We start from the raw sequence: 12,840 nt of genomic DNA, 5'->3' as shown, positions 1-12,840 counted from the left end.
TATGCGTATTGGCGTTCTTGCACTGCAAGGGGCATTCGCGGAGCATATCGCGGCTGTCGAACGGCTCGGAGCGGAAGCCTTCGAGATACGCAGTCTGAAGGACATTTCGGGCAGTTTCGACGGGCTCATCCTTCCGGGCGGCGAAAGCACCGTGATGAAAAAGCTCCTGCACAGGTCGGGGCTGTATACGCCGCTGAGAGACGCTATAGCCGACGGACTTCCCGTTCTCGGCACCTGCGCAGGGATGATACTTCTTGCGTCAGGGATAGACGGCGGCGAGGAGCCCTGCTTCGGGACGATGGACATCACCGTAAGGCGCAACGCCTACGGTCGGCAGCTGGGCAGCTTCTCGTGCAGGGAGAAATTTGCGGACACAGAGACCGAGATGCGGTTCATCCGTGCGCCTTATGTTACCGAAGCGCGGGGAGGTGCGGAAGTCCTTTCAGTCCACGACGGTAAGATAGTTGCGGTCAGACAGGGCAGACAGCTTGCGGCTGCCTTTCACCCTGAGCTGACAGACGACCCGACGATTTACGAACACTTTTTCAGCCTCATCGAAGATAAGGACTGAGATAAACACGACAGGAAAGGAGATGGGGAAATGTACATCAGTATCGACCGCGGCTCGGACAGTCCCGCGTATTTGCAGATCTACAGCGAACTGCGGAAGCGGATAATAGCAGGGGCGTTCATCAGCGGCTCAAAACTGCCTTCAAAACGCGAGCTGGCTAAAGACTGCCTTGTGAGCGTCATCACGGTCGATCATGCGTATCAGATGCTGTGCGACGAGGGCTACTGCGAGATGCGTCCGAGAAGCGGATGCTACGTGAAGTATTCTCCCGACAGTTTCTTCCCCGTTTCCGCTGACCGTGAAAAATCCTCCGACAGCACCGAGACCGACGCTGTCAGCTGCGATGAGGTGCCGTTCTCGGTTTTCGCGGGAATGATGCGAAAAGTCATCCTCGACCACGGCGAAAGGATACTGATGAAATCCCCGAATATAGGATGTACCGAACTGCGTTCGGCAATATCGCGGTATCTTTCGAGATGCCGCAATATCTCTGTCTCACCCGAACAGATAATCATCGGTTCGGGTGCAGAGTATCTGTACGGGATATGCATCCAGATGCTGGGCAGAGATAAGAAAGTCGCGCTTGAGTCGCCCTCCTATGAGAAGATACGGGAGGTCTACACCGTTAACGGCGCTGTCTGCGATATGCTCGCGATGGACAAAGAAGGCATTCGGGTCGATGAACTGCGGCGGACGGATGCGGATATTCTGCACGTCACACCTTTCAACAGCTTCCCGAGCGGTATCACGGCTTCGTCGGAACGGCGTTCGGAGTACCTTCGCTGGGCAGGTGCAAGAGGTGCAGTCATCATCGAGGACGACTACGATTCGGAGTACTCTCTAAACGGAAAAACTCCGCAGACGCTGTTCGCACAGAGCACCGATGGCAACGTCATTTACATCAACACGTTCTCAAAGACGATAGCGCCTTCCATCCGCGCAGGTTACATGATACTTCCGAAAAAGCTGCTGCCGCTCTACGACAGGACTGTTGGGTTCTATTCCTGCACGGTGCCGATGCTTGAACAGTATTTCCTCGCCGAGTGGCTGGACAGCGGCGAGTTCGAGCGGACTATCAGCAGGATCCGCAACAAGTCTTTGTAAATTTGAAACAGCAAAAACCGCAGGTCTTTACAAACCTGCGGTTTTTTATATATTTCGACTTAAAGATAGAGTTCCATATCGTAGCTGACCACATCTCCGAGCACCGACTCGGACAGTCCGTGATTCGAGTAGCCCATGCCCTCGTAAAACCCGATCAGCGATTCCTTACAGGTGAGAGAAACGTGTTTCTTGCCTGCCTTTTTCGCTTCGGTAAGCAGATGGCTCATCAGCTTGTGAGCGATGCCGTTTCCTCGGCTTTCGGGGGCGACTGCCAGACCGTAGATCAGCAGATTCTCGCCGCTGTCGTCGTAACCGCCGCCATTTTCGTAGAGCTTGTCGGTTATGTAGGGCTGATCCGAACTGCTGCCGTCGATAAGACCGACAATCTTTCCGTTTGATTCCGCCTTGAAAAACCACTGTGGAAAGTTCGTGATCCGATACTCGAACGCCTCGAAGGTCGCCGCCTTTTCAGCGGAAAAAGCGTGTTTTTCTATTTCGTGAAGTTCCCTGATGTCATCGAGGCTCGCCTGACTTATCAGGACTTCATCAGCCGCATTTGCCATTACTGTTCCTCCGTTTCTGTCTGTGTCAGATTTCCGCCGTCCATGCGGTACTCGATGTCCGCGAATTCCGACGCAGCTTTGTCGTGCGTGACTGCCACGACTGCCGCACCGTCCGCCGCGGCTTTTTTCAGAAGTCCGAACACAAGACGTGTGTTCTCGTCGTCGAGGTCGTTGGTCGGTTCGTCCGCAAAAACCACCTGCGGCGAATTTATCAGTGCTCTTGCGATCGCGAGCCTACGGAGCTCGCCGCCCGAAAGCTCATTCGGGTACGCCTGTGAAAACTCGTCAAGTCCCACCAGATGGAGCAGTTCGTCCGCTCTCTGCTGTGCGTTGTTCTTGCCTGCGACCGCTGTCGGCAGCAGTACGTTTTCCTTGACCGTGAGCACAGAAAGTCCGCTCTGCCCCTGGGGGATGTATCCAATTTCCCTGCCGCGGAGCTGTGAAAGCTCGCTGTCGGTCAGACTGTAGATGTCCTTGTCGTCGTAGCTGACGCTTCCCTCAGTCGGGTTCAGAAGTCCCGAGAGGATGTTCAGCAGCGTAGTTTTTCCGCTGCCCGAACGCCCGAATATAACCGTGAGCTTGCCGCTCTGTATCTCGATATCGGTGGGATTCAATGCGGAGATGCTGCGGTTATGTTTGGTATAGCTCTTGCTTACTCCTTTTGCGGAGATCTGCATATCAATCACCCTCTCTGAGAATATTTCCCGTGTCAACGTGGCTCAGTCTGTAAGCCGACCATCCCGACGACACCGAACCCGTCACGAGCACAGCCGCAAGCGCGAATAAAAGATATTTCAGCGACTGAACTGCCGACGGTGCCAGATACGGCAGTCCGCTGTTGGTCTCGATGGCGTTGCCGAAGGCAAACACCGCCGCTGCGGAAAGCGCGATACCTATAACTCCGCCGACAACGCAGATGATGACCGATTCACTGAATACGATCTTCCCGAGCTGTCTGCGGGAAAGTCCTACGACTCTGAGCACTGCGAATTCCCTTCTGCGTACGCCTGCAAGCACCGAGAATGCCGCCGTCATGATGGCGGCCGCAAGGATCCACACTGCTATAATGAGAACGTTGATGCTTCCCGAGATCACAGCGAGTTTATCGGCTGTTCCCGTTATCATCGAACGGGTGCGGACTGCCTGCACGCCGTCAATGTTGAGGTTGATGTCCGCCGCAACGTCCGCGATGTCGTAACCGTCCTTGACCTTGATGTAGACAGAGGAGATCACATCATCGGGGCTCTGCTTGGCGAGCACGCCTATCCCCTTTTCCTGAGACGCACGGATAAGCCTGCGGACAGTGTCGGGGGTTGTGTAGATGGCCGTGTCAAGGCCCGTGCCTGTTGCGTCGAGCTTGCCGACCGCCTTGCATTCGGTACCGTAAAGCATGAGCGTATGCCCTACCCTTGTGGAAAGGGACGAACCTACGATCACTTCGTTGTCGCCGAGGGTACCGCTGTAGCACTGTTTCAGCCACGGCTTGATTGAAAAATCACTGTTCTCATCGAAGCCGATGACCTGTACCTGAACAGTGCAGCATTCCGCATTAGCGGAAACGAGGAAGTACTGGGGCGAGGTGAGTTCGACACCTTCCACCGCCGCTATCTTGTCCTCGACAGATTTGTCCATGTAGAAGTAACCTGGAGTGCCCGAAAGCAGCATATTTTCAAGGTCAGCCTTTGCTTCGGCTTCCTCGGGAACTACGATAATGTCCGCGCCGAGACGCTGTTCGAGACTGTCGAGACCGTTTTTCAGACTTGCCGCCGCGACTGTTCCGCCGAATACTGCCGCAGTCATGAAAGCTGCGATCAATAAGAGAGCTGCCGTTCGGAATGGTTTTCTGATGAGGTTTTTGAACGGCAGATATTTGAGCTTCATTATTCTTTTCCCGTCCTTATCAGTCCGATCACAGCGTCAAGACCCGAAATGACGGTCAGCACAGAAGAGGTGACGATGACTGCGGGCTTGAACACCGTATGGCAGCGCATCGTTTCCATCATGCAGAGGTTGATAGCTGTGTTCGGAATAAATATCACCGCTGCCGCAAGCAGGAATATGCTCAGCGACAGACCCGTCTTTACGCCTTTGTTTGGGATCAGTATCCGCAGAAGTGACTGCACTGAAAGCACGATGCCTGCAAGCACTACGGCGTTCTGCGCCCAGTGGCAGGTCATGTACTTTCCGTTTACTCCGCCCTCGCAGACCTTGAAGATGGTCAGTGCGCCGACTGTCAGGAAAATAGATACCGCCGCTTCTGCAATTCCCGCTAAATTTCCTTTTTTCATACCTTTTTAACTCTTTTCAGATAACATACTCAGGCTGAGGGAGTGCCTGCGCAAGCTCGAACAGTTCGAGTATAGTTTTTCTCATGGTGAGGAAATCCACACCGCCGCGGTGACGCGGACGCGGCAGATCAACATCGATTATCTTGCTGATCTTGCCGGGGCGAGGAGTCATTATCACGATGCGGTCGCTGAGGTATATCGCCTCGTCGATGTCGTGGGTGACGAGTATCATCGTGATGCCGTTCTCCTTCCACAGCTCCAGAAGCTTATCCTGAAGATCTGCGCGGGTGAAGGAGTCGAGAGCTCCCATCGGTTCGTCGAGGAGGAGCGCCTTCGGTTCGTTGATGAGCGCTCTCGCGATGGCGACGCGCTGTGCCATACCGCCCGAGATCTGGTGCGGATAGGATTTCTCAAAGCCGTCAAGTCCCACCATCGAGATGTACTTTCCGACGCTGTCCTTTTTCTGCTTGTAGACCCTGCGTGTTTTCAGACCATAGGAGATATTGCCCTCGACCGTCAGCCAGGGGAACAGTCCGCCCTGCTGGAAAACATATCCGCGTTCGGGGGAAACGTCCGTTATGCGGTCGCCGTCGATGGTGAGACCGCCCGACTGCGGTTTGTCAAGTCCGGCGATGAGACGTAGCAGAGTGGTCTTTCCGCAGCCCGAAGGTCCGATTATCGAGATGAACTCACCGGGACGGATGTCGAGGGAAACGTCGTAAAGCGCGTTTACCTTATTTCCGTCAACGTCGGTGTAAATTCTGTTTACATTATTGATATTGATCGAACTGCTCATTTTTTTACCACTCCTTCCTGCCAGCGGAGAGTGCGCTTCTGCACAAGTCCGATGAAATGATTTATCAGCGAGAAAAGTATTGCCATGATGACGATAGCCGCCAGCACCTTATAATATGCGCTCCACACCTTCGACTGGTTGATGTAGTAGCCGAGACCGCCAGGCTGACCGAGCATCTCGCTCATGACGAGGGTTGTGAAAGCCATAGCGTTTGCGGATGTGATACCCGTGAAAATGTCGGGCATCGCATGAGGGATAGCCACATGGAAGATGAGGTCAAGCTGCGAGCTGCCGAGGATCCGTGCGGCTTCGTAGTTCTGCTTCGGGGTGGACTGAATTCCCTGTGCTGTCAGGAACGCGATCTGGAACCATGCGCAGATAACGATGAGGAACACCGCCGCTGTGAAAGAAGTCGGCAGAAGTGTCAGTGCGAAAGGCATCCATGCTACCGCAGGAACGACGCCTGTTATTTTCAGTATCGGGAATACCCAGTAATATACCTTCGGGAACCAGCCGATGAGAATACCCGTGCCTACGCCGAGAAGTACACCGCAGGAGAAACCTGCCGCATAAAGTCTGAGCGAATAGAGCGTGTTCTGAACGATATATGTGCTGTCCGAGAGGTACGCTTCGATGACCTGTGCAGGTCCGGGGAAGAAGGGCTGTGCGAAAACCTGGAGCTTCGTTCCGCCTATGTCCCAGACTGCCAGTGCGATACCCAGAGCGAAACGGAACGCCGCATTCTTGCAGTAGAGCTTGCGCTTCGCCTTATCGGAGATCGATCTGATACCCGAAATAAGATAAATAAGGATAAGCGCCGTCAGCACGAAAATGTAAGCGTCGTTCATGTTGAGGCTGATGTTCAGACCGAATCCGCTGAGGATGTATGTCTTTATCTCGACTGCCGCTTTCTGCGGAAATACAATGTTTGTGATTATCGCGGCGATAAAGCCAGAAATGGTAAACAGCACTTTCAGCGCGTAATAGCCGTTGTGCCGATAGCCCCATACAGTCTTAGGCTTTTCTCCGGGGGTGTCTTTCTTTACAGGGGTCTGTATACCGCCCCTGATCGCTATTTCTCCACTCATACCTTTCCTCCGTCAAAAAGTTTTGGGGCGGGTCTTACGCCGCCCCGTTTCAAAAAAGAAGATTTATCAATGGCTTATTCTTGTGTTAGTTTACATCCACCTTCTGATAGATGTCTTTTGCAAACTGATCGGGATCACTCTTGAGGTAACCGATCTTTGCAAGTCCGTCAACGAAGTACTTGACGTCAGTCTCAACGTGAGAATCCCACTCACCGCTGTGCTCGTCAGCCGACGGATAACCGTAGCTCTTTACAAGGTCAACTGCGAGCTCCTTGTCTTCGATGGAAGCGTAATTCTTGTTAACGATTATGTCAACGGCCTCTTCGGGATTCTCGTAGATCCATTCCTGAGCCTTTCTGTAAGCTCTGAGCAGAGCCGCTACTTCATCGGGGTTCTCTTCGAGGACCTTGTTTGAAGCGTAGAGGAAGCAGCAGAAGTGATCTGCGAAGTAGGGATCCTTGCCGAGGTCGAAGATGATCTTCACGTCGCCCGCCTTTTCGTGAATGGAACCCAGCGGATCCCAGAGAGCCGCAACGTCGATCTCGCCGTTTGCAAGAGCCTCGAATTCAAGGTTGCCGTCCGAGTACGGAAGGAATGTTACCTCACCGTTAGAAGGATCGGCGGAAATGCCTGCGTTTTCGAGCCACAGCGAAGCCACCTGATGAGGTGTGCCGCCGATCTCGTCAACGCCGATCTTCTTGCCCTTCAGGTCTTCGACCGTCTTGATGTCCGAGTCGGGTTTTACAGCGAACTTGATACAACCCTCGTGCAGACCGTCAACGACCTTTACGTTGATGCCGTTCTCGATCGAGGGGAAGAACTGGAAGTCGCCGTTTACTATCGGGATAGTGCCGTTGTTCAGACCGATCTTTCTTGTCTCAAAGTCAGCAGAGATGAGGTTCACATCGAAGCCCTCTTCTGCGAAGTAGCCGTTTTCGTATGCGATGTAGATGGGAGCTCCGCAAAGAGCGCCGTCCTTACCCGGGATGTCGATCTTGCCGTACTTGTAGTCGGTGGCCTTTGCGGCAGTGCTGGTGTTATTATTTCCGCTGCTGCCCGAAGTCTCACTGCTGTTTGCCTCGCTTACAGAGCAGGACGCGAGGGATGCTACCGCGATAACTACAGCAGCCGCAGCTGCCATGATACTATTCTTTTTCATACTCTTTTACTCCTTTTGCGTTATGAGATCTTTAGTAATGTTCTGAACGCTTCTTTGAAGTCTGTTACAAGGTCGTCTGCGTTCTCGTGACCTTCCTTCTTTTGTTATGTCAGATCAATCTCCGACATCGTGATCGTTACTTTCGTTTCACGTTTTTTTCGATGTGTACAGTTTACCGCAAAATTATAAAAACGTCAACGAAAAGTTGTGATAACGTTCGCACATCCGATAAACCGCATGACAAAACCACCCGTAAATACGCGGTATTTCAGAAGGTTTCAGACGGCTGAAAATGCCTTTCTCTTCAATTTGTGACAACGTTGCCAATGCGGATATTGCTGCGTTTTCGGGGTTTCGTAAGCGTTGTGAAAGTTCGGTTTTCGTGAGCGTTTTTGCGATGATAAGACAACGCTATCACACTATGGTCATTTTATAAAGGATTTTTATATCTATCGAAAAAAACTATGTACAATCTTCCCGATTGACAAAATGGTTTATATATGATATAATCAAATCAATCCATAGCAAAGGAGTATGAATATGACGCTTCAGCAGATCAATTATGCCATAACGATATCCGAGTGCGGTTCTATGAATAAGGCAGCCGAAAGGCTCGGAACATCACAGCCGACCCTGACCAGCGCTATCAGAGAGCTCGAAAAGGAGATCGGAACCGAGATATTCCTGCGCACTCATAAAGGCGCGGTGCCGACTGTGGAGGGCGCGGAATTTCTGAACAGCATCGGACAGCTTTACCGCCAGTACGAGCTCGTGTGCGAAAAATACATCGACCGCGACATGAAACGTAAGTTCAGTGTTTCGACCCAGCATTATTCTTTCGCGGTGAGTGCTTTCATCGAGACCGTAAAGCAGTTCGGCACTCTCGAATTTGAATTCGCCATCCGCGAGACCGAGACGCTTCGTATCATCGAAGACGTCGGGAATCTGAGGAGCGAGATAGGCGTACTCTACATCTCGAACTTCAACCGAAAGCCCATTACCAAACTGCTCGACGAGAATGAGCTCGAATTCTTCGGGCTGATCGAGTGCCGCGCCTATGTGTATATGTGGAAAGGGCATCCACTTGCAGGGAAAAGATCTATCGGGCTCAAAGAGCTTGAACCATATCCCTGCCTGTCGTTCGTACAGAACGGCGAGAACGCTTATATGTTCGCCGAGGAGATACTCAGCGAGAACACCTACCCCCGCATGATAAAAGCCACCGACCGCGCCGCTATGGGCGAGCTGATGAAGGGGCTCAACGGCTATACCCTTTGCTCTGGGATACTCTGCGAGGAGCTCAATGGTACAGATTATATCGTTGTTCCCTTCCGCGAGGACAGCGACAATCACAACAGTGTGATGGAGATCGGCTACATCAGAAAAAAACACGGTTCGCTCAGCGAGATTGGCGAGAGATATGTTGAAGAACTCGGAAAGAGCCTTGAAAGAAATGCTTCTGCACCCGCAAAGTGACCGACCCTTCCCTTTTGTTATGGAAAAATAGTTGAATTTTAACTGTTTGCAGACCGTGCAGGCTTTGTCCCTCGGTCTGCTTTGTTTTGCAGTATCACTTTTTGAATAAGTCGTAAAATAAGAAAAAAACAGATTATCATTAACATATTACAGTAGATATCCCGTTCAATACGTGTTATAATAGTAATGATAACTTACCGTACTGAAGTTGTACACAACTCAAGTTCGGACAATAAAAATCGGCTGATGAGGATTTAGGCAATACCGCACAACCATTGTGCGTCAGATGCGCCGCACCAGCGAAGCCGGTGGTTGCGCGGTGTTGCCTTTACTCAACGATCCTATGATGGCTGAGAGGTAAGATATGAATATAGTTCTTCTTTCGGGCGGATCGGGGAAAAGGCTTTGGCCGCTTTCCAACGATATCCGCAGCAAACAATTTATAAAGATCTTCAGGCGACCCGAACACAGTATCCCTATGGGCTCGGAAAGCTCGGACGGGTACGAATCTATGGTGCAGAGGGTCTATCGGCAGATAAAGACTGTTGACAAGGATGCCACTGTTACGATCGCTACCAGCAAGTCGCAGGTATCGGCTATCCACAACCAGCTCGGCAACGATGTCGGCATTTCGGTCGAGCCTTGCAGACGCGACACTTTCCCGGCGATAGCGCTCGCTACAGCATATCTGCACTATGTTCAGGGCATCGGAAAAGATGAAGCTGTCGTTGTGTGCCCCGTTGACCCTTATGTAAACGATGACTATTTTGAGGCGCTGAAAAAGCTCTGGGAGCTTGCACAGGATGACACCGCAAATCTCACGCTGATGGGCATTGACCCGACTTATCCCTCTGAGAAATTCGGCTACATCATGCCCGTGACAAAGGACAAGATAAGCAAGGTCAGCGAGTTCAAGGAGAAGCCCGACACCAAAACTGCGCAGAAATACATCGACGCGGGCGGACTCTGGAACGGCGGCGTCTTTGCATACAAGCTCAGATATGTTCTTGACAGAGCGCACGAGCTTATTGATTTTACCGACTATTACGATCTGTTCGATAAGTATGATTCGCTGAAAAAGATCAGCTTCGACTATGCAGTGGTCGAACACGAGGATGACATCGCTGTGCTTCGTTTTGCGGGCGAGTGGAAGGATCTCGGCACATGGAACACCCTCACCGAGGCTATGGAAGAGAAAACCGTCGGCGACGCAAGGCTCGACGACATCTGTGAGAACGTCCATATTATCAACGAGCTTGACGTGCCCATTCTTGCTATGGGCATGAAAAACGCCGTTATCGCGGCAAGTCCCGAGGGCATACTCGTGTCGGATATGGAGCAGTCGAGCTTCATCAAACCCTACGTGGATGCGATAGATCAGCAGATCATGTTCGCGGAAAAGAGCTGGGGAAGCTACCGCGTGCTCGATGTCGAGGAAGAATCCATGACGGTCAAAGTCTCGCTGGACCCGGGGCATCAGATGTATTACCACAGCCATATGAAACGCGACGAGGTGTGGACGATCATCAGCGGCAGCGGCATCGCTGTTATCGACGACAAAAAGATCGAGGTGACCCCCGGACTGACGCTGAGTATCCCCGCAGGATGCAAACACACGGTCATCGCGGGAAAAAAGGGCTTGCAGCTTATCGAGCTCCAGCTTGGCGAGGAGATCAATTCCGAGGATAAGCAGAAATACGATCTTTGCATAGACATTGATTAAAAAACAAGGCATTCATCAAATAGATGGATGCCTTGTCTGTTTTCAGGTCTATTCGCCAGATAAAAACCGACTCCGCCGTTTATGCGAAGTCGGTTCTGTTTTTTGTTTATTCGTCGGTTTCGGGAGCATCCTTTTCTTCGGTCTCGTCGGAATTTTCGTCGGTGTATTCTTCCTCGCCGTACTCTTCAGGCTGTTCGTCCTCGTACTGCTCGTCGTAATTGTCCTCATCCTCGGGATACTCGCTGTCGGAATACTCCTGCGGCTCGCCCTCATACTCTTCGGGCTGAGTCTCGTCATAATACTCCTCGCTGTTTTCCTCGGGCTGTTCCTCGGGGAAGAAGCCGTTTTCCTCGCCGTAGAGCGCTTCCTGCATGGCTTCCCTTTCGCTCTTGCGCTTTCTCATTACCGCAAAGGCTTTCTTGTAGGGGTTGCCGAAGAAGAAGAAGAACTCGGCAAAGATCGCGATTATACCCAGAAGAGCGACGATGTAGATGATGAAATACTTCACCTTGGCGCTGCTCTTGGTCTCGGTCTTTGTGATGCCGCCAGCACCGTTGTCCGCCGCCGCAGGATCCGAAACGACCTGTCCGTTGGAGATCACGGGCTGAGCGTTGCCGTCGGCAGCCTGAGTCGTTATCACGGGAGCGGTCTCGGAAACTACGAGCCTGTAGTACTTCACAGTGCCGTCTGTGAACTCAACGGTCATGTTGGTGAGACCGTCCGCAAGAGTTTTAAGACCCTTTTCGTCGGCCGTTGCAACATTCGTATCGGAAACAGTGACCTGCTTTACATTGGTCAGACCGATCGAATCGTAAGCGATAAGCGAATCGGATCTTGCGACCCTGAGCTCGGAATACATCGACTCATCGGCCGAAGCATCAACGGGTACTGCGCCTTCGATCTGGATTATCGTACCGTCTGCACGGTAGGTGACCTCGGTCGAACTGAGGTCGCGTAGAGAATTCACGGTGATGTAAAGCACAGTCGAGCGTTCGGTGACATCGGTGATCTCGAAATCGAGCGTCAGGTAGCTCGGCTTTTTTTCCTCAGCCTTGGAACTGCTGTCCGAATCGGTGCTTTCCTCGCTGCTGTCATTATTCGACTGTGAACTGCCGTCGCTGGTGTACTGGAGCTGGATCGTTCCGGGAGCGGTCTCGGCAGCTGCAAGAGTGCCCTTGACTTCCTTGCTGATGGTGGACTTGTTGAGCTTCAGCACCTTGCTGTCGTAGCTGATGGTCAGGTCGGCAGCGGTGATGTCGGTATTCGCGTCGATGAAAAGCTCGGCACTGAATTTCTTGTCAACGATCTTGGTGGGCAGCAGCTTAACGGTGACAGGAGCGTCCTTAAAGGGATCGACCAGCGGGACGTCATCGTCCTGAGAGCTTGAATCGGCGGACTCGGTACCCGTATAGTAGCCTGTGTCGTCGTCCGTATTCTGGTCAATGGTGATGGAATTGTAATCCCAGTTCCCGTTGTCGGAGTAGCCGTTATCGGCAGTGCCGTAGTCGTTATAGTCGTATTCGGTATAGTCGTAATCGGTATAACCGTAGTCATTCCAGTCGGCGGAAGCGGAAACAGCCTGTGCAGAAACAAGCAGGCAGGCACTGAATACCGCAAGAAGCCTGTTTTTCATTTTATCATCCTCTTTAACTATCAAAATAGACAATCATTCATAGTAATTATACAATATCCGCCGCTATATGTCAAGTGCTGTCGCTCATTATTTCCTCATCCATAAAAAAATCGGTAAAGTTGGTGTTTATTTTATTGCAAAGTGTCAATAATCACTGTAACACCACTGTAAAAGGAGTACAAAAATATGGACAAATTCGATACTGCAAAACTTTTTCTCATGCTGACAATGATCGGCGCACTTATCTTCTCGTCCTTTTCGCATCCGAAGGATGTGTCGGCGGATGAGTATTGCATGATCTTTCCGCAGTTCGTGACAGCCGCATCATCCGGCAAAGACCATGAAACGGAGACTGCAAAGCCGAAAATAACATATTCTTTCGGGCTTGCGGAGCTGTTGGCAGAGATATTTTGAGTGCTAAAAAACGGACTGCTTTTAA

13 protein-coding genes are annotated in these 12,840 nt (G+C 51.7%); 5 read left to right on the top strand and 8 right to left on the bottom strand.

The genetic code is table 11. The features are described from left to right. Nucleotide 1: 1 nt before the first annotated feature. Nucleotides 2-571 (top strand): pyridoxal 5'-phosphate synthase glutaminase subunit PdxT, encoded by a 570-nt coding sequence (gene pdxT / locus BT142_RS12495; protein WP_072418531.1) that lies wholly within the window; start codon nt 2-4, stop codon nt 569-571. 30 nt (nt 572-601) lie between these two features. Beyond that, on the top strand, nt 602-1,675 hold the full coding sequence (locus BT142_RS12490; RefSeq protein ID WP_072418530.1) for a MocR-like pyridoxine biosynthesis transcription factor PdxR: 1,074 nt from the start codon (nt 602-604) through the stop codon (nt 1,673-1,675). 59 nt (nt 1,676-1,734) lie between these two features. On the opposite strand, the gene BT142_RS12485 is transcribed toward BT142_RS12490, so the two are convergent. From BT142_RS12485 to BT142_RS12455, 7 genes are all read right to left on the bottom strand, one after another. After that, the gene (locus BT142_RS12485; RefSeq protein ID WP_072418529.1) at nt 1,735-2,238 is read right to left on the bottom strand and encodes a GNAT family N-acetyltransferase; all 504 of its coding nucleotides are present in this window, start codon (nt 2,236-2,238) and stop codon (nt 1,735-1,737) included. Next, the gene (locus BT142_RS12480; protein ID WP_072418528.1) at nt 2,238-2,915 is read right to left on the bottom strand and encodes an ABC transporter ATP-binding protein; all 678 of its coding nucleotides are present in this window, start codon (nt 2,913-2,915) and stop codon (nt 2,238-2,240) included. Before BT142_RS12480 ends, BT142_RS12485 begins: the two co-directional genes overlap by 1 nt. Nucleotide 2,916: 1 nt before the next feature. After that, nucleotides 2,917-4,119, bottom strand: coding sequence for an ABC transporter permease (locus BT142_RS12475; protein ID WP_072418527.1), 1,203 nt, complete (start codon nt 4,117-4,119; stop codon nt 2,917-2,919). Beyond that, nucleotides 4,119-4,526 (bottom strand): DUF4418 family protein, encoded by a 408-nt coding sequence (locus BT142_RS12470; protein ID WP_072418526.1) that lies wholly within the window; start codon nt 4,524-4,526, stop codon nt 4,119-4,121. Before BT142_RS12470 ends, BT142_RS12475 begins: the two co-directional genes overlap by 1 nt. Before the next feature lie 16 nt (nt 4,527-4,542). Further along, nucleotides 4,543-5,322, bottom strand: a complete 780-nt coding sequence (locus BT142_RS12465; protein WP_072418525.1) for an ABC transporter ATP-binding protein — start codon at nt 5,320-5,322, stop codon at nt 4,543-4,545. Then, nucleotides 5,319-6,410, bottom strand: coding sequence for an ABC transporter permease (locus tag BT142_RS12460; RefSeq protein WP_072418524.1), 1,092 nt, complete (start codon nt 6,408-6,410; stop codon nt 5,319-5,321). Before BT142_RS12460 ends, BT142_RS12465 begins: the two co-directional genes overlap by 4 nt. A gap of 85 nt (nt 6,411-6,495) precedes the next feature. Beyond that, nucleotides 6,496-7,569, bottom strand: coding sequence for an ABC transporter substrate-binding protein (locus BT142_RS12455; protein WP_175444943.1), 1,074 nt, complete (start codon nt 7,567-7,569; stop codon nt 6,496-6,498). Between the two features lie 540 nt (nt 7,570-8,109). Here BT142_RS12455 and BT142_RS12450 point away from each other — a divergent pair. Further along, on the top strand, nt 8,110-9,045 hold the full coding sequence (locus tag BT142_RS12450) for a LysR family transcriptional regulator (RefSeq protein WP_072418523.1): 936 nt from the start codon (nt 8,110-8,112) through the stop codon (nt 9,043-9,045). A 364-nt stretch (nt 9,046-9,409) separates the two neighbouring features. Then, the gene (locus BT142_RS12445; RefSeq protein WP_072418522.1) at nt 9,410-10,768 is read left to right on the top strand and encodes a sugar phosphate nucleotidyltransferase; all 1,359 of its coding nucleotides are present in this window, start codon (nt 9,410-9,412) and stop codon (nt 10,766-10,768) included. Between the two features lie 106 nt (nt 10,769-10,874). Here BT142_RS12445 and BT142_RS12440 read toward each other — a convergent pair whose 3' ends face one another. Continuing rightward, a complete protein-coding gene (locus BT142_RS12440; protein ID WP_072418521.1) occupies nt 10,875-12,401 on the bottom strand; it encodes a hypothetical protein in 1,527 nt (508 codons plus the stop codon). Nucleotides 12,402-12,587: 186 nt separating this feature from the next. On the opposite strand from BT142_RS12440, the gene BT142_RS12435 reads away from it, so the two are divergent. Then, nucleotides 12,588-12,815 (top strand): hypothetical protein, encoded by a 228-nt coding sequence (locus tag BT142_RS12435; protein ID WP_072418520.1) that lies wholly within the window; start codon nt 12,588-12,590, stop codon nt 12,813-12,815. Nucleotides 12,816-12,840 lie beyond the last annotated feature (25 nt).

It is taken from the genome of Ruminococcus sp. YE71 (assembly GCF_900119155.1).
Classification (GTDB): domain Bacteria; phylum Bacillota; class Clostridia; order Oscillospirales; family Ruminococcaceae; genus YE71.
This window is presented reverse-complemented; position numbering and strand designations above follow the sequence as displayed.